Annotated in this window: 16 protein-coding genes, 1 tRNA gene and 4 pseudogenes; 7 read left to right on the top strand and 14 right to left on the bottom strand. The window is 58.1% G+C overall.

Going from position 1 to position 19,919, the window contains the following annotated elements; translation table 11 throughout:
* Window positions 1-61 precede the first annotated feature (61 nt).
* A complete protein-coding gene (locus VCA57_RS17640; RefSeq protein WP_411186377.1) occupies window positions 62-1,543 on the top strand; it encodes an MFS transporter in 1,482 nt (493 codons plus the stop codon).
* A 107-nt stretch (window positions 1,544-1,650) separates the two neighbouring features.
* Here the strand turns inward: VCA57_RS17640 and VCA57_RS17645 are convergent, their stop codons facing one another.
* On the bottom strand, window positions 1,651-1,875 hold the full coding sequence (locus tag VCA57_RS17645; protein WP_411186378.1) for a hypothetical protein: 225 nt from the start codon (window positions 1,873-1,875) through the stop codon (window positions 1,651-1,653).
* Window positions 1,876-2,058: 183 nt separating this feature from the next.
* Window positions 2,059-2,979, bottom strand: a complete 921-nt coding sequence (locus VCA57_RS17650) for an acyl-CoA thioesterase (RefSeq protein WP_411186379.1) — start codon at window positions 2,977-2,979, stop codon at window positions 2,059-2,061.
* Window positions 2,980-3,030: 51 nt separating this feature from the next.
* Between VCA57_RS17650 and VCA57_RS17655 the strand changes: the two genes are divergently transcribed.
* The 5 genes and pseudogenes from VCA57_RS17655 to VCA57_RS17675 all read left to right on the top strand — a co-directional run.
* Window positions 3,031-3,828 carry a crotonase/enoyl-CoA hydratase family protein gene (locus VCA57_RS17655; protein ID WP_411186380.1) on the top strand — a complete coding sequence of 266 codons (798 nt, stop codon included), beginning with the start codon at window positions 3,031-3,033 and terminating at the stop codon, window positions 3,826-3,828.
* 197 nt (window positions 3,829-4,025) lie between these two features.
* Window positions 4,026-4,856: pseudogene (locus VCA57_RS17660) on the top strand (Tar ligand binding domain-containing protein); the annotation flags it as partial.
* 276 nt (window positions 4,857-5,132) lie between these two features.
* Window positions 5,133-5,726: pseudogene (locus tag VCA57_RS17665) on the top strand (methyl-accepting chemotaxis protein); the annotation flags it as partial.
* Window positions 5,727-5,831: 105 nt separating this feature from the next.
* Entirely contained in the window at window positions 5,832-6,590 is a 759-nt protein-coding gene (locus tag VCA57_RS17670) for a hypothetical protein (RefSeq protein ID WP_411186381.1), read from the top strand.
* Window positions 6,591-7,185: 595 nt separating this feature from the next.
* A pseudogene (locus VCA57_RS17675) lies at window positions 7,186-7,665 on the top strand (helix-turn-helix domain-containing protein); the annotation flags it as partial.
* 26 nt (window positions 7,666-7,691) lie between these two features.
* Here VCA57_RS17675 and VCA57_RS17680 read toward each other — a convergent pair.
* The 6 genes and pseudogenes from VCA57_RS17680 to VCA57_RS17705 all read right to left on the bottom strand — a co-directional run.
* Window positions 7,692-8,551 (bottom strand): annotated as a pseudogene (locus tag VCA57_RS17680) (IS3 family transposase); the annotation flags it as partial.
* Window positions 8,551-9,900, bottom strand: a complete 1,350-nt coding sequence (locus VCA57_RS17685; protein WP_411186382.1) for an IS110 family transposase — start codon at window positions 9,898-9,900, stop codon at window positions 8,551-8,553. The gene VCA57_RS17685 and the pseudogene VCA57_RS17680, both read right to left, overlap by 1 nt.
* A 127-nt stretch (window positions 9,901-10,027) precedes the next feature.
* Entirely contained in the window at window positions 10,028-10,975 is a 948-nt protein-coding gene (locus tag VCA57_RS17690; protein WP_411186383.1) for a site-specific integrase, read from the bottom strand.
* A gap of 1,204 nt (window positions 10,976-12,179) precedes the next feature.
* Window positions 12,180-12,578 carry a DUF6957 family protein gene (locus VCA57_RS17695; RefSeq protein WP_411186384.1) on the bottom strand — a complete coding sequence of 133 codons (399 nt, stop codon included), beginning with the start codon at window positions 12,576-12,578 and terminating at the stop codon, window positions 12,180-12,182.
* Between the two features lie 79 nt (window positions 12,579-12,657).
* A complete protein-coding gene (locus VCA57_RS17700; protein WP_411186385.1) occupies window positions 12,658-13,383 on the bottom strand; it encodes a phage antirepressor N-terminal domain-containing protein in 726 nt (241 codons plus the stop codon).
* A 4-nt stretch (window positions 13,384-13,387) separates the two neighbouring features.
* A complete protein-coding gene (locus tag VCA57_RS17705; protein WP_411186386.1) occupies window positions 13,388-13,876 on the bottom strand; it encodes a hypothetical protein in 489 nt (162 codons plus the stop codon).
* 109 nt (window positions 13,877-13,985) lie between these two features.
* On the opposite strand from VCA57_RS17705, the gene VCA57_RS17710 reads away from it, so the two are divergent.
* Window positions 13,986-14,249, top strand: coding sequence for a helix-turn-helix domain-containing protein (locus tag VCA57_RS17710; protein ID WP_271196180.1), 264 nt, complete (start codon window positions 13,986-13,988; stop codon window positions 14,247-14,249).
* 894 nt (window positions 14,250-15,143) lie between these two features.
* Here the strand turns inward: VCA57_RS17710 and VCA57_RS17715 are convergent.
* The 6 genes from VCA57_RS17715 to VCA57_RS17740 form a co-directional block, all read right to left on the bottom strand.
* A tRNA-Thr gene (locus tag VCA57_RS17715) sits at window positions 15,144-15,219 on the bottom strand.
* Window positions 15,220-15,513: 294 nt separating this feature from the next.
* Window positions 15,514-16,740 carry a methyltransferase gene (locus VCA57_RS17720; RefSeq protein WP_411186387.1) on the bottom strand — a complete coding sequence of 409 codons (1,227 nt, stop codon included), beginning with the start codon at window positions 16,738-16,740 and terminating at the stop codon, window positions 15,514-15,516.
* 36 nt (window positions 16,741-16,776) lie between these two features.
* Window positions 16,777-17,466 (bottom strand): ABC transporter permease, encoded by a 690-nt coding sequence (locus VCA57_RS17725; RefSeq protein ID WP_411186388.1) that lies wholly within the window; start codon window positions 17,464-17,466, stop codon window positions 16,777-16,779.
* On the bottom strand, window positions 17,463-18,158 hold the full coding sequence (locus tag VCA57_RS17730) for an ABC transporter permease (RefSeq protein ID WP_411186389.1): 696 nt from the start codon (window positions 18,156-18,158) through the stop codon (window positions 17,463-17,465). The genes VCA57_RS17725 and VCA57_RS17730 overlap by 4 nt, the downstream gene beginning before the upstream one ends.
* 50 nt (window positions 18,159-18,208) lie before the next feature.
* On the bottom strand, window positions 18,209-18,961 hold the full coding sequence (locus VCA57_RS17735; protein WP_411186390.1) for an ABC transporter substrate-binding protein: 753 nt from the start codon (window positions 18,959-18,961) through the stop codon (window positions 18,209-18,211).
* A gap of 19 nt (window positions 18,962-18,980) precedes the next feature.
* On the bottom strand, window positions 18,981-19,754 hold the full coding sequence (locus tag VCA57_RS17740; protein WP_411186391.1) for an ABC transporter ATP-binding protein: 774 nt from the start codon (window positions 19,752-19,754) through the stop codon (window positions 18,981-18,983).
* Window positions 19,755-19,919 lie beyond the last annotated feature (165 nt).

Genomic DNA, 19,919 nt, shown 5'->3' on the forward strand with positions numbered 1-19,919 from the left:
GCGGTCGCTCTCTGCGGTCAGCGATTCGCCGCAGAGCGTAACCCGAGGAGTCGAAACCTGCATGTCAAAAAAGAATTGCGCTGGCGGGACAGCGCCTGACGCGCCAGCAGCGCGGCAGCCTGAGGCACTCGTGGTGCAAGCACCGGTACCGGAAGCAGTTGCACCGGTGTCGGCTTCTTACACGCTGGGCTTCCTCTCTGCGTTGTTGATCGCGGTGGCGCTCAATCCACTGAATTCGACGATGCTGGCAACGGCCATCGCATCGATCGAGCGCGATTTTTCCGATCCCGTCTCTGTCGGGGCCTGGTTGGTGGCCGCGCTGTATCTGGCTTCGGCGATTGCCCAGCCCGTGTTGGGCAACATTGCTGATCTGGTTGGGCCGCGCCGGATGCTGCTCGTCGGGTTGCTGCTCGTGGGCATGAGTGCGGTGCTGGGGTACATCGCTTCCACGCTGACGCTGCTGCTCGTGTCGCGGGTGATACTCGCCGTTGGAACTGCGGCCGGTTATCCCGCGGTGATGGCGATCCTAAACAAGACGGCAGATGCACAGGGGTTGAGGCCGTCGGCACGGATGCTCGCGGCCTTGTCGATCGCAATGAACGTCTCGGTGGCCGTGGGGCCGGTCGCCGGCGGGCTGCTGGTCGAGGGTTTCGGTTGGCGGGCGACCTTCGTGGTCAACCTGCCGCTGGCCGTCGTGGCCGGTCTGTTGGTGCTCGTGGCCATAGAGCCCGATGGCGAGAGGTCGTCGCTACGCGTAGCCTTTGCCAGACTCGACTTGACCGGTATCGCCCTGTTCGGTGCTAGCGTGAGCGCACTGCTGGTTTTTCTGATCCACTCCACGGAGGCAATCCAGTGGCCACTGTTCGCGGTATTCTCCCTGCTTGCCATGGCATTGGTATGGGTCGAGTGGCATAAGAGGCAGCCGTTCATCGATGTAAGGATGCTGGCCGGCAACAGCCCGCTGGTGTGCGTCTATTTGCGGCAGGGCCTGGTGTTTCTGGGCTCCTACCTGTTGTTCTACTCATTCCCGCAGTGGCTGCAGGATTTCCGAAATCTCTCGCCTGCGCTGATCGGCGTGCTGTTACTGCCGATGCCGGTGGTGTCGTCCATCATCGCCTGGAAACTGGCCGGCCGAGCGCCGTCGACCCAGTACTTGGTCGGCGCGCTGGCAATGCTCGTGTGTGGGCCCGCAGTGCTGGCGATGGACGGCAATCCGTCGAGCCTCCTGGTTGTGCTGATTGCCGTCGCTCTGGGGCTGGCGACGGGCGCGACCACCCAAGGCAACCAACAAGGCCTCATCGAATTCGGACCGCCAGGGTCAATGGGCGCCGTAGCCGGGATGTTCCGCACCGCCCAGTATGGCGGTGCCATGCTATCGGCCTGCATTGGCGCCTGGGTCTTCACGGACAAGGCCAGCCCTGGCTCGATGAATGGAATTGGCGTTGCGCTAGTGCCAGTGGCGTTGGCGCTTTTGCTCCTGGCGTTGCTGGATCGCCGTTCAGGGCCGGCATCGCGGGATCAGCCCAGCGACTCGCTGGGCTGAATCCCGTTTTTCAGTCATGCCTATAGGATCGGCGGTGGGCGGTGGGCGTTGGCCGCTGGCGGGGAGTCGACACTAAGGCCGAAAACTCATTGCGGTGCCCGCACCACCTACCATGAGTTGCCGTCAGCGTCGGCGAAGTAGAAGGTGTACAGGCCTCCGTCACGAAAGCGGGCGGCGCTTGTGATAGTGCCGCTAGCGGTCAGCACGTTGGCGGCGATCCTGTCGACGTGCTCGACGCTCTCGGGAGTGACGACCAGCACGACCCCGAGATTGCCGCTGCCCTCGCGTAATCCGCTTTCGCCCATCAGGTAGGTGTGATCGATCATCGTCACCAGAATGCCGCTGGCGAGATATTTGACCGAAGTGCGGCTTTGTTTGCCGTCTCTGGTTACTCAGCCCAGACCCTGTTCATAGAACTGCCGGGTACGGTCGAGATCGGCTACAGGAAGCATGATCATGTTCAGCGTCTGTTGTCTCGTTTGTTCTCCTTTCGCTTGAGAGTCACGGCTTGCGGCCTATTTAGCCATCTGTCGGATCAACGCCTCCTGGGCGGTCGAGGCGATGAGCATCCCGTTGCGAGTATAGAAACGGCCCTGAATGAGTGCGCGCCCGCCGTGAGCCCAGGGACTGTGCGTTTCGTAAAGCAGCCAGTCGCTGGGGTCGCACGGCTGGTGGAACCGCAGGGTGTGATTGAGGCTGGCCACGAACAGGCGGCGCGCCGGTAGTTGGGTTACGTGCGGAATCAGCGCGGCATTCACCAGGAGATAATCCGAAAGGAACGCCAGCGCCGCGTAGCGAAGGGCGTCGTTGGCATCCGCAGGCAGCAGTGCGCGTATCCAGAATCGGCAGCACGCAGGTCCGGGCGTGAGTAGTAGATGCTGTTCGGCGTCGATCGGACGAACGTCGATCTGGGGGTAACAGCGCAGGCGCCCGCTGCCATGCTCGCCCACACGCGCGCCATAGTCCCGCATGAGCTGCTCCAGTGTGGGCAAGGTTTCTGGCTGGGGCGGCTCGGCGTGCCAGGCTTGCGCGTGCTCGTAGCCCGGTTCCTCGCCACAGAACGAGGCGATTCCCTGCAGGATAGTCGCATCCTGCAGGGCCACGACGGAACGGGTCGAGAAAGAACGGCTATCAAGTGTGTCTTCCACCCGATAGCGAACCGCTTTCGAGGCGCTGCTTGGGCTCTGGAAGCACAACTGCATGGTGTGCGGGCGGAGGTTCGCTACGGTGGCCTGTGTTGCAGCCAGGGCTTGCCCGATCAACTGTCCGCCATACAGGGTGTTGTTGCGATTGGTCTGGTGTTGAGCGCAAGAGAACTGATTTCGGGTCATTTGATCGAGTGAGAGAAGCTGCTCCAGTGTGGGCGGCGGTGGCTCCATAACGAGCGTTTTATCTATCTCGGCTTCTTGTGAGTCAGCAGTTGATTTGTTCGGCATGGAGAGTGATAATCCAGAAAAATGATATATAGTCAATTAATGGAATCAACTATGCCACTGCTGAAACTGGAAATCAAAGGTGCCGTCGCGCTGCTTAGTCTCAATCGTCCAGAACTCATGAACGCCCTCGGTTCGGTTGGCGATGGCGAGGTCATTCGTCGTGTGTGCGAGCAGATTTCCAGCGATCCTGCCATTCGCTGCGCCGTGCTCACTGGAGAGGGGCGCGGGTTCTCGGCGGGTGGCGACGTGAAGGCCATGCTTGCCGGCGAGGGTGTCTTCGGCGGCGGCGGAACCGCCATTCGAGAGAAGTACCGGCGAGAAATCCATGTGCTGAGCCGTGCCCTGTACGAGCTGGAGGTGCCCCTCGTGGCGGCCGTGAATGGACCGGCAATCGGCTTGGGATGCGACATCGCTTGTCTGGCGGATGTGCGTATCGCATCCGAACGGGCGCGTTTCGGGGTGACCTTTCTCAAGGTGGGGCTCATCCCCGGTGATGGCGGCGCATGGCTGTTACAGCGTGTGGTGGGGTATAGCCGGGCCGCGGAGATGCTCTACACGGGCGAGGTGATCGATGCCGAAACCGCTGCGGAGTGGGGCCTGGTCAGCAGGGTGGTACCGCATGAGCGTCTGCTCGACGAGGCTTTTGCGATCGCGGAGCGCATCGCCGAGCAGCCACCGCAGACATTGCGGATGGCCAAGAGCCTCTTGCGCCAGGGGCGCGACAGTTCCTACCCGGCACTGATGGAGTTCTCTGCCGCCGCCCAGGGCTTGTGCCATCTGACCGACGACCATCGTGAAGGGGTCAATGCAATCTTGGAGAAACGCAAGCCGACGTTCAAAGGTTGCTGAGAGCTGGATCGGTAGCAGGACGTCGTGCTGTCTTGTGACGATAACGCCTAGCAGCGACAGACCTGAGCAGCGGGTGGGCGGTAGGTTTAGTGCACATTAATAAGATGGGATCGCCAAAACCAGTCGTAACGGCGGGAAGCTCCACCTGTAGCCCGTGATTGCAACCCGCCACGGAGTTGCCCAACAGAGGACTTCACATGCGCCACCTGTCCGTTCGCATCAAGCTTTACCTGCTCGTGTTCTGTGCTGTCGGGGCGCTGGTCCTCGTCGGGCTCTGCGGTTGGTTGGGTGTTCGCCAGGTTGGGGGCGCCTTGCACGCTATTAGTGACCGCAGTTTGCCAGCCGTCAGTGCGCTGACTCAGTTGCGTGCGTCGCGTCTTGAGGCCGCGAGAGCCATGCAGGACGGCGTCGGCTTCAGGCCCGAGCAGTACGCAAACATGTATGACAAGAGTCCGATGATCGAGGAGGCGAAAGCTATCTTCACCGACGCGTTGACCCAGGCGCGTGACTCGAATCAGGTGGCTGAGCGCGCGTTTGAAGTCTACGAGCGGCTGCCGAAGACGTCCGAGGAAGTGGCGCTGTGGGACAACATCAAACAGATCTGGAATAGCAATCGGCACATCGACGACCAGCAATTGGCTTTGACAGAGGCACTAACCACCGTTGAGGACTGGGCATCGCTGGAGCGCGATTTCATGATGTTTGCATCAAGCACGCGGGACTGGAGCTATGTGGCGAATCAACTGAGCCCTATGTTGGCAAAATTGAGCGAGATAAACATTGCCGCGGCCGAAGCATCGCGCGAAGCTGCAGACCGCTCGATTGCCAGCGCGCGTACGATCACCCTCACCATCCTGGCTATTGCCGTTGCCGTAGTGACCGTATTGGGAATCTTCATTGCCCGCGGCGTGATCGCCTCGCTCCACGAAATTCGCTCTACCGTTTCCAGAGTGGCCGAAAGCAATGACTTCACCCTGCGGGCCGCTGTTCAGGGTAATGACGAAGCCGCCCAAGCCGCGATGGCCTTCAATCATCTGCTGGCGTTTATTCAGCAGTCTCTGAGCGAGGTTACCGCCAGCACCGAGACGGTCGGCGATGCTGCCGAAAGGGCATTAGCCGTGTCGCGCCAGGTCGCCGAGTCGGCCAGTGTTCAGAGTGAGGCGGCCACGGCCATGGCAACGGCGATCGAGCAAATGACGGTGAGCATCGGCCACATCACTGGCAGCAGCCGTGACGTTCAAGAGCGCTCGCGCGAAGCTCGCACGGCTGCGAACGTCGGCGCTGAGATTGTCGGTCGGACTGCGCGTGAAATGGAGCAGGTGGCCCATGAGATTGCCTTGGCAGGAGAAGCTGTCGGTGCACTCGGCCGGGAGTCCCAAAGCATCTCTGGAATCCTCAAGGTCATCAAGGAGGTCGCAGAACAGACCAACTTGTTGGCACTTAATGCTGCCATCGAGGCCGCCCGCGCTGGCGACCAAGGGCGTGGTTTCGCGGTTGTCGCCGATGAAGTGAGGAGGCTCTCTGAGCGTACTTCAGCTTCGACCCATGATATCGGCCAGATGGTCGAGGCCATGCAGGCTTCCGCACGCAGCGCAGTCGGAACGGTGGGTGCGGTTGTCGGTCGCGCTCAAGGGGCTCGGGGCATGTCCGAGGAGACGGCCAGGCGCATTGATGAGATCTGCGACAACACAAGTCGGGTCGCCAACTCCGTGGCCGAGGTATCGGCCTCGCTCACCGAGCAGGACCGTGCCGCTCAGGACATCTCGCGCCGCGTCGAGGCCATCGCCCATATGAGTGAGGAAAACTGTGTGGCGGGCGGGCGCACTGCCGACGTCGCCCAGGATCTTGATGAGGCCGCGCAGGCCCTACGGACCATCGTAGGGCGTTTCACCATTTGAGCGGCGTTAGGCTCGGGAGGCTCTTCACCATTTATGTCGCCATGATTTGGTGAGTCATCCGTGATTGGCAGCATGGCCTGTATAACAAAAACTATAGGTGGATTTATGCGAACCAAACTGATGCTCTCTGTGCTGCTATTAATCTTCTCGATCTCCCAGGCTTGGGCCGATGAGCGCACTGCTTTGCAATTGAGTAAGTTTCACAGTCGCGGACAACTCTTCTGTGCGAGCGCCATGCTTTATTTCAACCCGCAAGAACGAACGCCGGATCCGCGCCTGCTCAGCTCCATGTACAACCATTTGTGGGCGATGCAAGCAGATGTGTGGCAGCTTGGACAGCCAGCCGACCTGGTCAAGCCGGTCGAGGGCATACAGCAGCTACTTGATCAGCTCGCTGGCAAGACTTCGGAGCAGAAGAAAGATTATCCCGATCTGGTGCGGCAACTGATAGTCCGTGTCCTGCAGCTGCAGCGGGCCGCTGATGTCGCTTACGCACAAGAACAGAGCAGTTTTCCGGCTGATTCGACCGCTGTGATGTTCACTGATCAGAGCCGTGCCCTAGCCAGTTTGTTGTTCGACTATGAGCTACGCCATTACGCGATGGTGGATAAGGAGCAGTTCCTGATGTCGCCTGAACAGCTACAGAAGCTCGATCAGGGCATCGAGAACCGGTTTTCCCAACTGCTGCGTTTGCACACAGAGCATTCGGCGACCCTTGGCGCGATCTATCGCAACTACCAATTCGTGCGCGGCCAGCTGCAACAGAGCAAGTCGCGTGCTAATGGCGGTGCCGAATTCTATGTGAGCCGTGTAGTTATCGATCTTGATGAATTGGCGCTGACGACGGCTGTGAGTGCGCCCTAAGCGACTGTGGCCATTGCTGCAGAGCCGGAGCCTGTGTTTCTCCCGGGCCGAAAAGGAATTCGAATGACGACCCTGCGCATCTTTTTAGCGCACCAGTAATGAATCGGCGACTCGGACGGCGCGGGTAGCGGGGTAGAACTCATGGACTACGGCCCACTGTCGTTCTCACTGCCCTCAAACGACCCGTTGCTAAAGCCTTGCAGCATTGATGGTGAGCCCCACTAGGACTCATCAGAACCAAGATGGAAAAGGATTGGCTGAAGCGAAAACCCGAGTGCTGTATCGCAAGGGTTTGGGATGAAAGATTTTTTTCTTGCCGCTTGAGGAAAAACAATGAAAATAAAAATAATTGCTGCAGGTTTTTTCACGTTGGCTGCCATCGCGCTGTTCTCGGCTCTGCTGTTGGCAGAGCCGGCGCATTACGCCTATACCAAAGCCATTTCTCCCCCTGGTTGCCATTACACGCCCTACGGCTGTTCGTTACCGCCTGGCTTCAGGGGCTGGCCACAGTTCCCATGATCTAGTGTTCTGTCCCAAGAATATTTGGCCTTAATTGTGCCTGTCATTGCAGTGTCTTGGGGGCGGAGATACCGCGATGAGAACAGGCAGACCGAAGGCTGAATTGGTATTGAGTGAGGGCGAGCGCTCGCAACTGCAGTCGTTCGTCCGCAGCCACTCTCTCCCAGTGGCACAGAACACTCGGGCGCGCACCATCCTTAGCAGTGCCGATGGTGAGTCGAACAAGGTAATTGCCGAACGGCTGGGGATAACCCAGGCCACTGTGGGTAAATGGCGTTCGCGCTTCATCGAACGGCGCATTGCCGGTCTCTACGACGGCGTGCGCCCCTGTGCACCGCGTACGATCGACAACGAACGCGTGGCACACTTGATCAACACAACGCTGCATACCAACCGGCAGATGGCTCGACGCACTTGAGCGTGGGCACGGGTAGCCGCTGAAACCGGCACTTCCAAGAGCAGCGTGCAGCGCTACTTTCGGCTCTTCGGGCTGTAGCCACATCGCACCGAAGGGCTCAAGCTGTCTGTAGTGGTCAAATTTTTCCGGACACCGAGATAAGTTTTTTGCCAGTCGATTCCCGTTCATAGACGGTGGGTGGTGGGTGGCTGGTAGCCCAGAGTGGAGTGAAGTCTGCGGCTGTTGTAGACGCCCACGATGTAGTCGGTCACGTCGCGGACGGCCTCGGCTGGGTTGGCGTAGTCGCGCTGCCAGAAACGCCCCATCTTCAGGTTGAGGAAGAAGCGCTCCATCACCGCGTTGTCCCAGCAATTACCTTTGCGGCTCATGCTGCAGCGCAGGCCATACCGACGGAGCAACGCCTGGTAGTCGGCGCTGGTTGCCGCGATCTCAACCCCGCGGGCGGTTGGCGTTGCTCGATGGCCATCTGCAACGCGGTGCAAACCAGTTCAGCCGGCATGGTCGGTGCCATGGCCCAGCCGATCACCTTGCGCGAATACAGGTCGAGCACTGCTGCCAGGTACAGCCAGCCCGTGCCGGTGCGGATGTAGGTGATGTCCGACACCCAGGCCCGGTTGGGCGCGGCCGGCTCGAACTGACGATCCAAAATGTTCTCGGCCACTGGCAGGTTGTGGCGGCTGTCCGTGGTATGCACGAACTTGCGCTTCCAGCTCGGCCGCAGGCCATGCTGGCGCATCAAGCGACGTACGCGGTAACGGCCGATCGTCAGGCCCCGGGCAGCCAGCGCCACTTGCACCCGTCGACTGCCGTAGGCACCACCGCTGGCGTGGAACACGGCCTTGAGATGGACGCTGGTCGGACACAGGGTCTTGTTACGCGCCTGACGCTGCCTGGCTTCGTAGTAGTCGGAACAGCTGATGCCCAGCACCTGGCAAACCTGGTGCGCGGGGATGGCCTCCTGTTGCAACTGCTGAACCAGCCGCTGGCTCACTTCAGTTCCCGGGCAAAGAAGGCCGACGCTTTCTAAGAAACACCTTCGGCAGCCTGTCGCGTGAATCCAAACTCGGCTGCTCGACGGTGCAATCCTTTTACTACGCGTTCCCGATACTTCTGTTCATAGTGATCGGCACCTGGATCCTGATAAGTCATACCGAAGCGCATCGCGTTGTAGAACAGGATGGCGATCTTCCGAGCGGTAGCTGTCACTGCCTTGGCCTTACCGATGCGCGCAGACAAGCGACGGTAGAAGGCGCCCAATGCCGTATTTGTTTTGCCGATGGTCACCGCGGCCAGGCGCAAGTGTGCGGTAACCCGGTTCTTGGTCTTGCGCGTATGCGCTGACAGCATCTTGCCGCCGCTGATCCGGCAGCCAGGTGCCAGGGTCAGCCAAGAGGTGAAGTGATGGGCAGTACGCCAGCGACTCAGGTCAGTGCCGCACTTCGCCACAAGACGCAGCGCCAAGTAAGGGCCGATACCATGGATCTGGGTCAGGTCGACTCCAATCAGTTGATAGAGCAAAGTGCGTACGTCGAAGTTGAGCGCATTCGGCTGTCGCGTGCGGTGACGTGGTTTGGGGAGTGGCTCGCTGGGTAGGGACTTTTGCTGGGAGAGCCGCAGCAGGCTCTGGGCAATCTGCTGATCACAGATTTCGAGCTGTGCCTGATAGGCATCGTACATAGCCAGTGCCTGTGCCAAGGCAAACACATGCTCCGGCTGGTAGTTGCCAATCAGAGCACTCTGGATGGTCTCTACGCTCGACTTGCAGCGGGTATCGCGCATGGTCGCCAGTGTCGCAGCGTTTCGCTCGCCGGCGACAATCGCACGGATGATCCGCATGCCAGTAGCCCCGGTAATGTCGGCGACCACATGCTGCAACTGCAGATTCATGTGAGTGAGCGCCTTCTGCATGTGCTGGATATGCGCAGCGGCGTAATCGAGGTGGCGTTCCCGCAAGCGTAGATAACTGCGTAACGCGGCAATCTCCCGGTCAGGATGGAAACTGGCACGCAGCAAGCCACAGGCATGTAGACGCTGGTTCCATTGCGCATCATTGACGTCGGTTTTGCGTCCAGGAACTGCGCGTGCATCCCGTGCATTGGCCAGCACGACATGCAGGCCATGGCTTTCCAGAATCTCGTAGACCGGAATCCAATACACCCCGGTCGACTCCATCGCCACGGTAGTGATCCCGAGATCAACCAGCCAATTGGCCATGCGTTCCACGTCAGCGGTAAACGCCTTGAAGGTTTGCACCGGTTCCTCAGTGATGTCGGCGGGTACCACCACGATATGGAAGCGCGAGCCGATGTCGATACCGGCTGCGCGCTCATGAATCACCGGCAGGCCATGACGCTCAGAACTGGACTTTTTCATGAGTAGCCTCCAATCACAGGAAATGCTGGACGGGGACTCGGATCACATCACATTCCTAAACATAGTTGGACTGGCCGAAGGCAGACTAGGGTGCATCTTCGCCGATGAACCTAACTCAACAATGCCGCTACGGTACGCGCTGGGTTTTCTCGTTGCGGCGGTTTTTCATCTCGGTATACCAATGTCCCCTAGTTGCGGCAGGAAACTCGATCATCCCCAGACTGCTTCCTTGTCCGTATCTTGGGGACTTCTGTGGCTGGCGGATGCTCGTCAGGTCAGCACTGTCGGCGGGGCGAACGTACGCCTTCATACCTGCTCCCAGTCGGCTATCCCCGTAAACGCTCAGTGACCTGATGCACTGATGTCCCATTACGTACGCCTGGGTTTCTGGGCTTTCGCCAGAAGCCTTAAGGATGGAGCCCATCTGATGTCGAAAGCTCTTCAGTGTCGGAACCTGCTTGCGCCTTGGCCATAGCGCTCGTGACTCCCGGCGAAGTCGATCTCGAATAGCCGTGTTGGTTCGCGGGCACTTCGACATCCTGTGTGCGGCCCATTCAATCAATTTCAGAATGTTGGGTTTGTTTATCACTAGGGTTCGGTCAGCACCACGGTGTAGTTTGGCGGATTTTTTGCCCCCGATAATTTTCACCTGATTCCCTGTTACAGAGATTATGCGCATCTCACAAGGACGCACGCCTATGCAGTTCGCCAGGACAAGCGAAGCGGCTTCATCGAGATTACCCCCGGCATGAAGATGCTTGTACAGAGCTTTGAAGTCTTGGAAGGGGACTTTACGAATCTGTTTCAGCTTGGGTTTTCTGGTCATCTTACTATTAGGTGCTGTGACCGGATTGATCAGCTTTCTGATTGCAGTCGCTGTGTTGCTGTTGCCTCGAGCGAACTGATCATTCATCAGCGAGTTTTTGAGTGTGCTGAATGAGTTGGGGCGGTATTCGCCGGCGCATGCAAGCAAAGCCGCGCAGATCTGCGCCGAATCTGGGGCATCTGAACCGCAGTGTTTGAGGTAGAAATTTCGGGCTCTGGTTTGGTACTTCTTCAAGGTATCTGGCTGCATCGTCGTCATCTCTTCTTGTTGTTTTGATGACAAAGCTAAGCCGCTTCGCGAAAGGCGTTGTGTCAGCTCGGCCTACACTGAAATGCACTACGCCTTCGCTTCGTTTTTTCTCGTTCCGTCCGAACTGCCCCAACGCCCTCTTACTCGCGCCGCGAGTAAGAGGTGCGCGCTCTCACTCACGCGACACGCCTCATCTGTATTCAGCGTGCGCCGTGAGCAAAAGCGCACGCAAGCCTTTTGTCATCAAAATCAAAAAGCAGCCAGCGCCTGTGGCGCTGAAGGAGCGAGCTCGGCAGCACGAAGCCCGCAAGCGGAGATGCATGGACAATCGATGCATTTAAAAATGCTTGCTATCGGTCGGGTTTTTGGTTGCATAATTTTAATATAAATACTTGATTCGTATGGTTTTTATATCGAAATATAACCAATAAAAGCAGTGCCAGTTTGGGCACTCTTTGCGTCAGAGGTGGCAGTGATTGTGCCACTTCCGGCTGCTTTCGGTGCCTGATCAGGCACCGCTAATGCCGCATGCGGCACAGTAAGTGTGTCGCAAACCGCAGCTGCGACATGCGGGGTGTATCGCAGTCAGCTGCATGCGACATGGTTATCGTATCGCAGCGCTTGTTGGCGACAGACTAGGTGTATCGCACCGGTACCCGGCGGCACTCCCAGGGTGTCGTAAACCGAGTCTGCGACAAGCGGGGTGTATCGCGGCTAGCGCATGCGACACAAGATTTGTATCGCCGCACGAGCTTGCGACACACCTAGGGTTGCCACTGCGATATTAGGCTATGTCTTCGGGGCAAACAGCTTTCGTGCGGATGGAGCTGTTGCCAATATGCAATTGCACTCATTTGCTCGCGAGAGCAAACATGAGAAGCCGTTACGACAGGCTGCATCCGTCCAGATTCGGACTGATATGCTCCGACTGTGCTGGCCTCACGATGAGGCTTTGAACTCTCTAGGGAAGCAGGGCTTATTCACAGTTCGGTATCGCCATGACCGTTTTCCAGCCTATTCCGAGACAGTAGGGTTTCCTCAAGATACTGGCGCAGCGCTGTTCCTCATCCGGGTTGCTCTCTCTTTGATATGAAGGCCGCCTGCGACCACTACTACATCAGCATCCATGGCGGGCGGCTCTAAAGGCTAAAATTCGAGGTGCAAATCTGACAGAAGATGAATCCGCATCCGGCTACTTCATTGCTTAAATCAGGCATGCAATGGTGTTGGCACTGGCACGCTTGCGGGAGCCGGGCCCCAGTAATAAGTACACCGAGTTGAGCGTCTTGAAATGAAATCCCTTACTGAACTGATGCAGTAGCGAAGTCCTCACGAAGTCGTCCACATCCCATCGTCGCTCGCTGTCGAAAACTACTTGGTGCGCATAGATCAAAGCCGGCTGCCGTTGTGTTTTCTCCAGCGCGTGGCGTTGAGCGCCGGTGGTCTCTATATCGAGCCACAGCCAATCACGGACTAGGCAAAAGTTCCCGTAGGGGAAGTTCTTTCGGGCATAGCTGAGCGCCTCTTCGTCTGACATGGAGCTGCCAGGCATGGGCACTCCCGCTGCGTACAGTAGCTCTGTGACTTCTTTCAGTGAACTCATGGCTGATCAATCTGCATCCCCTGGGGATGACTGGTAATGTTTCGGGTAGTAGCTGGGGCAGCTAGCTGCCCACTACCTCTCACTGCGTCTGCTGCATGCTGCAGGCCTGACGATGCTGCTGCTCCAAGTCGATGCCACAGAGCAGGGCGGCGAAGTCCGCATCAGGCAAATGCTGTTTGCGAACCTCAACAATGGATTTGATGATCGCATCGACACGCAGCGAAATCGGCATCTGACTCGGCGTCTTCGAGCGATCATGCTGATAGATGATCGAGCTGAGAGAGGCGACTGCTGCACGTAGTTGGTGGTCTTGGGTCTCCTCAATTCCAAAACCGTTAACTCCCCGGAATTGGTTGGCCATCTGCTTGAGCAAATCCGGCCGATTAGCTGGATCGGCCTGTTGCGCTCGCCAGTTCAGAATTCGGCTCAGGACTACTGGCGCAGCAGCTGTTTTTGGCACTTGGGGCTGTTCCTCCACAGTCGGTGTTCCACCAAAGAAGTGAGTACGCAACTGGTCAAGGTGCCGCCGAACGGCTGGGGACACTTTGCGTGAACTCAAGCTCTTCAGCCAAAACTCGAACTCTGACTGTGGTAGACACAGCGCCCGTTTCATAAGCGGTTGGCCTGGCAGGGATACATCATGCTCGCGAGGGCTGTATCGGGGCGGATGCAGCTTGGCCGCTTGAGAGTGCCAGTTCAGCCCCATCGCTTCGCATATCGACCGCATTGGCCAGTAGCGCTCATTGTCGCTGTCGATCAGATAAGGAATCGTCAGCCCCTGGATTTTGATTTTGGATGTGCGCATCGGATTACTGAACCCCTTGGGTGGCTGGGTTCGGGGCAAGGGCTGTCGAGCGCTTAAATTGCGCAGCGATGAGTTCGTGCAGGGCATGGCTGGCCGGGGCACTGTTCATCAACTGCTGCATGACGCTGAGCACCTCGGGGCTGCTGGTCTGCGTCAGCGTAATGAGTTTGTTGGCGTTTGCCTCTACAGCACGGAAGCCATCCCTGAGCTGGGTGGCCTCCGCACGGCTCGCAGCGCTCAGTTGATCAAGAATCTGATCAATGAATGCTGGAATCAGTCGGGCTGGCAGGTAGTACAACGTGGATTTAGATTCAGCGTCCTCTTCGATCAGGAGCTCGCTTTCCCATGCCGTACCGGCAACCTGGGCCAAGTCGGTTGGTGCGCCGATTGAGGTGAGTAGAGCGTTCAGCTCCATATCGATTTGTAGCGTTTGCTTGTTTAGCGTGAGCTGAAGCTTCGGGCTTGGGGAGGAGAGTTGTGTCGTAGCGTTCATTGAGGTGTTCCTTGGTGAGGGGATAATCAAAATAATCTGAATATCCGTAAATCAGGTATCTGTAGATTAGATATACCCTCGTATGCTGTCAAGCTGTGAGGTTGCCCCGTTGGAAAAGTCGGTGTATCGAGATGAGAACTTGGTTCTGCTCAGGCTGCTGAAGCAGTGCAGGGTGGAGGCTGGGTTGACCCAGTCGGAGTTTGCTCAGGCGCTTGAGCGTCCGCAGTCTTTCGCGAGCGATATCGAGCGGGGGTTGCGCCGGCTTGATCTTGTTCAGCTACGCGATATCTGCCTTGCGCTGAATATCGGCTTGGTTGATTTTGTGCAGCGATTTGAAAATGAACTTTCGGTTTCGAAAGGGGCAGGTGAGTAACACCTTCGCCCCTCTTGAAAATGGACACGAGGTTCGCACCGTGGTGTGCTCCGAATATTGCTCTGGTGCTGGGCTCCAAGTGAGGGCGTGTCTTCGAAGTGCTCCCTACCCTCTTTTTTAGGTGGTGCCTCGCTGCATGCTCTCCCATGCCGCTGAGTACAGTCCTGCTGCATCGCTGCACAGAAGTCGAATTGCTTGTATGCATCCACCTAATGGCTCGTCTGAAAGCTCATTCAAAATGGATGTGCCACTGAGCGCGCAGAGTAGGCCTAAGACAGCGTGCTGTCGTTGCGTGGCTTCGTCATAGAGTTCGGCGGCTTGGGCATCGCTTCGATAGCCAAGCAGGCTGTCGTGCTCGGCGGCATGCAGCGGTGTAAAGCCCGGGGATGAGTTGCTCTGGTGCATAGGGTGACCTCTAGAGTTTTAGAGGCCGCCATTACTCGCTACCAAACGAGAGGGTGGCGGCTGTATGCAGGTTGGTAGACCGAGACTCTAGGAACTCAGCGCGCCGAAGCGCCCCGCATACAGCCACCATAACAAGTTGCTTCATGGTGCTAGTGATCCTGGAGTCTGGTTTGTTGACCCGCCCATTCACACTATTCAGCTCTCATTGGCTGTGCAAGACCCTACTTTACGGTATCCGGACGAAAAAGGTCTTCACCATGAATGCTCTTCAAGATGGCTAAAAAGTCGGCTTGCGATGTTGTCGCATAAAGAAAATGCATCGCATGGTGGTCTTAGTTGTGCGTATTTCCCGACGAACGGTACTTTGGTTCGTGCTGGCTTTTTCTAACCAGCAGGTCATCGGGTGTCAAATCCCTACCCCAATCCTACCCCGAGCCAGATTTCAGGCACAAAAAAGGGCTACGCTTTCACGTAACCCTTTGATTTGTATGGTGCCGGCACCAGGAATCGAACCCGGGACCTACTGATTACAAGTCAGTTGCTCTACCAGCTGAGCTATACCGGCGTTTGAGGGCCGCATTATATAGATTCATTTGCTGGAGTAAAGGGGGGTGAGCATAGTTTTCTGCAGGTATTGTTATTAGCGGCAATAGGCTTATGCACATACGCAGTGCGTTTGCTGTGGATGTGCGCGGACTTTGTGCGCTGGTTCGCTGATTTTTATAAGTGCATGTTTTTTCTGAATATATTTTTCAGGTTAAAAAATGCGCAGGTGATTGAGGGCGTTCAGCGACGGGCGTTTGCGTGGTTTGCTCAGAATCTGTCAACAGAGTTATCCACAGAAGTTGTGGGCAACTTTTTAGCGCTCGGCGAGCAGCAGTAGGTTGCGCGGGCTTTGCTGGGGAGCGCAGAAGGTGCCGAGGCGCACGCTGTAACCCTGCTCCTGCAGGAACAGGCAGCGGTCCAATAGCAGCCAAAGTTCCAGTGGGCGGCGGAACAGGCCGCGCAGCAGTTCTAGGTTGCGCACCTCGCTCAGGCGCTGCCAGCCCTGTTGCTCTAACTGTTGCCAATCCTCTGCGCCCGGCACGGGCAGTTGCTTGAGTGCGGCAAGGTCGCGGCAGTAATCGGCAAAGGCCTTGTCCAACCAGGTCGCCGGTAGCGACGGTGTTGGCAGGTACTCATCAATACCGCGCAGCTTGCGTTGCAGTAGATCGAAGGCCAGGCGACGCGCCATGGACTGATCGCGCTGGCGGCGTACCCGTGCGCCAGCGGTTACCGTTTCGCTCAGCGGCAGGCCGAGGTCGTCGAGCGATAGGCGCAGCGTTGAGGCCTGAGCGCTTATCGATAGGGGCTGATAGTTCGCTGTGCTGATGCGGTTGTAGCAGCAGGGCGCAACAGCCAACTGCTGGCAGCCTGCTTGGCTGGCCAGTTGCAGCAGGCGCATGTGCAGCTCGCCGCAGGCATGTAGCGCGACAGGCGTGTGGCGGGCCTGTAGTTGCGCTATGGCGTCGTCAGCCAGTACATCCTGTTCGATATGAGAGGCGTGAATGCCGAGCTTATGGCTGAGTTGCTGGCCGCTATTGACCAATTGCGGATCGTATTCCAGGCAGCTCAAGTCCGCGCCGTTATGCGCGAGCCGCCGGCCGAGGTGGCCCTTGCCCGCGCACCAATCCAGCCAGTGTTGCGGTGCATGGGTGAAGTTCAGGCTGCGCGCGAAGGCATCAATCTGCTGCCATTTGCGGCCGGGTACGTCCGCGCTAAACCGTGGGGGTAAAGCGTTTGCAGGCGAGCGCGTTAGTTCACTGATCTGGCTCAAGTGATGAGCTTGCGCGGCCAGCTGTGGAAAAGGCGCTGGAGCGTGCAGTAGGTGCGGCTGGTTATGCGCCGCTTCGGCATGTTCCAGGCTTTGCACCCTGAGCCAGGTCGCCAACTGTGGGTGCTCGGCTTCCCAAGGCAGGCTTGGGTAGTGGGTGAAGGGGCGTGGCCGCCACAGCGCCTGATGGTCAATCAGGAAGCGATCGAGTGCCTGGAAACGCTGCAATAAAGCAGCGCCCTGCAGGATGTGAGCCGGCGAAGAGTTTGGCATGGTGGGTGTTGCCTGAGGGCTAGAACCCTCAGGCAATCAGCGGCCCTGGCAGGCGTCGACGCGCAGCCAGCGTTCCAGCAGTTTGAAGGCGTTGATCAGCACGAAGGTGATGACGAGATAGAACACTGCGGCCGTGAAGAAGAACTCCATGTTCACGTACGTGCGGGCGTTTAGTGTGCGCGCCATACCCGTTAGGTCTAGCAAGGTGACGGTGCTGGCCAGGGCGCTGGCTTTGAGCATCAGGATCACTTCGTTGCTGTAGGCCGGTAGACCGATACGCGCCGCACGCGGCAGCACGATATAGAGCATGGTCTTGGTTCGCGACATGCCCAAAGCGCGGGCCGCTTCGACCTCGCCTGGCGGCACGGTTTGAATGGCGCCGCGCAGAATCTCGGCAATATAAGCAGTGGTGTGCAGGGTCATGGTAATCACCGCGCACCAGTACGGGTCGCGCAGGTAAGGCCACAGCGGGCCTTGGCGCACGGACTCGAACTGCGCCAAGCCGTAATAGATCAGGAACAGCTGCACCAGCATCGGCGTGCCACGGAAGAAGAAGATGTAACCGTAGGGTAGGGCACGCATGTACCACAGGCGCGATGCGCGGGCGATGCCCATGGGCACAGCAAGGATAAGGCCTGCGATAACTGCCACCGCCAGCAGTTCGAGGGTCAGCACTGCGCCTTCAGCCATTTTCGGCAGGTATTTTAAAATCAGCTCCCAGTTCATTGCGTGCTCCTTACGAAGCCGCGTGAGGCTCTCTTCTCAAGCAGGTGCAGGCCGATCATGGAGATGATGGTCAGGCTCAGGTAAATAATGGCGGCGACCAGGTAGAAGGTCATCGCTTGCTTGGTCGAGGTAACGGCTATCTGCGCTTGGCGCATGATCTCAGTCAGGCCGATTACCGAAACCAGCGCCGTATCCTTCATCAGAATCATGAACAAGTTGCCCAGGCCAGGCATGGCGATACGCCACATTTGCGGCATGGTCAGACGCCAGAGAATACGCGTCTTGGAGAGGCCAAGAGCCAGGCCCGCTTCGCGATGGCCCTTGGGGATCGCCAGCAGAGCGCCGCGAAATACTTCAGTGGAGTAGGCACCGAAGCACAGCCCAAGGGCGATTACCCCGGCGGCGAACGGGCTCAGTTCCAGGCTGCCGACGCCGAGTGCTTCACCCAGCTCGCGTAGCACGTTCACCGTGCTGAAATAGATGAGCATCACCCACAGCAGCTCGGGCACGCCGCGGACGATGGTTGAATAGCTGCCGCCAAGCCATTGCAGCGGCTTGTACGGGGAAGTTTTGCCGAGCGCACCGAGCAAGCCGAGCACCAGACCCAAGCACAGCGCGCTGAGCGCTAGCTGGATGGTCATCAGGGTGCCAGCAGCCAGGGCCGGGCCGAATCCGTGTAGGTCGAAATTCATAGGGGCTCAGAAGCCTGCGCCGCCCGGGCGGGCGACGCAGTGCCGGCAGCTTAGTAAATGCTGAACGGGAAGTACTTGTCGTTGATCTGCTTGTAGGTGCCATCAGCCACGATCTCGGCCAGTGCGGCGTTCAGCTTCTCGCGCAGCGCGTCGCCCTTACGCACTGCAATGCCGATCTTGTCGTTGTCGAATACTGGGTCGCCTTTGAATTCGAAGCTTTTGCCAGCGTCGCTCTTCAGCCATTCCCAGTTAACGAAGGTATCAGCCAGCACGCCGTCGACGCGGCCCGAAGACAAGTCGAGGTAGGCGTTTTCCTGGGTGTCGTACAGCTTGATATCAACCACGCCGTCCAGGTTGTCTTCCAGCCAGGTGCCAGCGATGGTGGCGCGTTGAGCACCAATCACTTTGCCTTTCAGGCTGGCTTTGTCGGTTTTGAAGTCGCTGGTTTTAGGGGCGATGAACTGCAGTTTGTTGGTGTAGTAAGCGTTGGTGAAGTCCACCGCAGCTTTACGTTCTTCGGTGATCGACATGGAGGCAATCAGGAAGTCGAACTTCTTCGCGTTTAGGGCTGGGATGATGCCGTCCCAGTCGGAGGTGACTACTTCGCACTCGGTTTTCATCTTGGCGCACAGCGCCTGGCCGATTTCCACGTCAAAGCCGCCGACTTTGCCGCTGGCGTCGATCAGGTTGAACGGTGGGTAAGCGCCTTCGGTGCCCAGTTTCAATTTGTCAGCAGCGACAGCGCTGGTGCCGAATGCCAGAGTAGCGGCCGCGGCCAGCAGGATCTTTTTATAGCTATGCATGCGTAGTTGCTCCGTGTTTTTAGTGATTGCTGGACATGAATTGTTTGCAGCGCGCCGAGTTCGGGTTGTCGAACACTTGCTCCGGGGAGCCTTGTTCTTCAACCAGGCCTTGATGCAAAAACACCACCTCACTGGACACCTGACGGGCAAAGCCCATTTCATGTGTCACCAGCAGCATAGTGCGGCCTTCCTCGGCGAGAGCGCGGATCACATTAAGCACTTCTTGTACCATCTCCGGGTCGAGGGCCGAGGTGGGCTCATCGAACAGGATGACTTTCGGCTGCATGGCCAGGGTGCGGGCAATCGCCGCGCGCTGTTGCTGGCCGCCAGAAAGTTGATTCGGATAAACGTGGCGCTTGTCGGCGATGCCGACCTTGGCCAGTAGCGCCTCGGCCACCTCGATGGCTTCAGCCTTGCTCTGCCCCAATACACGGCGCGGTGCCTCGATGATGTTGTCGAGCACGCTCATGTGTGGCCACAGATTGAAATTCTGGAAGACAAAGCCGATCTCGCTACGCAGGCGATTGATCTGCTTGCTGTCGGCGGCTACCAAGTCGCCATTCTTTGCTGCCTTGAGCTTGAGCTCTTCGCCGGCGAGGATAATCTGCCCTTTGTGCGGGTTTTCCAGCAGGTTGATGCAACGCAGAAAGGTCGACTTGCCAGAGCCAGAAGAGCCGAGGATGGAAATCACATCGCCATCGCGAGCGGTGAGGGAGATGCCCTTGAGCACCTCAAGGTCGCCGTAGCGTTTGTGCAAATCGCGAATTTCCAGCGCAGGCGTGGCCTCGGCCATGGGGGGTCCTCTTCTATATTCGGGGGCGCTCAGGCAATACGGGCCTCCCTGGCGAGGCGTCAAGCTAGCATAGCGATTCCCTGACCGCCAAGCCGTTTACCGGCCTCGCAGCCCTTGGTTGGTCATGCTGTCGCTTAGTTGCAGTTGGCTGTCGCGCAGATACAA

Origin of the sequence: Pseudomonas sp. (genome assembly GCF_046581935.1) — a bacterium.
GTDB lineage: Bacteria > Pseudomonadota > Gammaproteobacteria > Pseudomonadales > Pseudomonadaceae > Aquipseudomonas.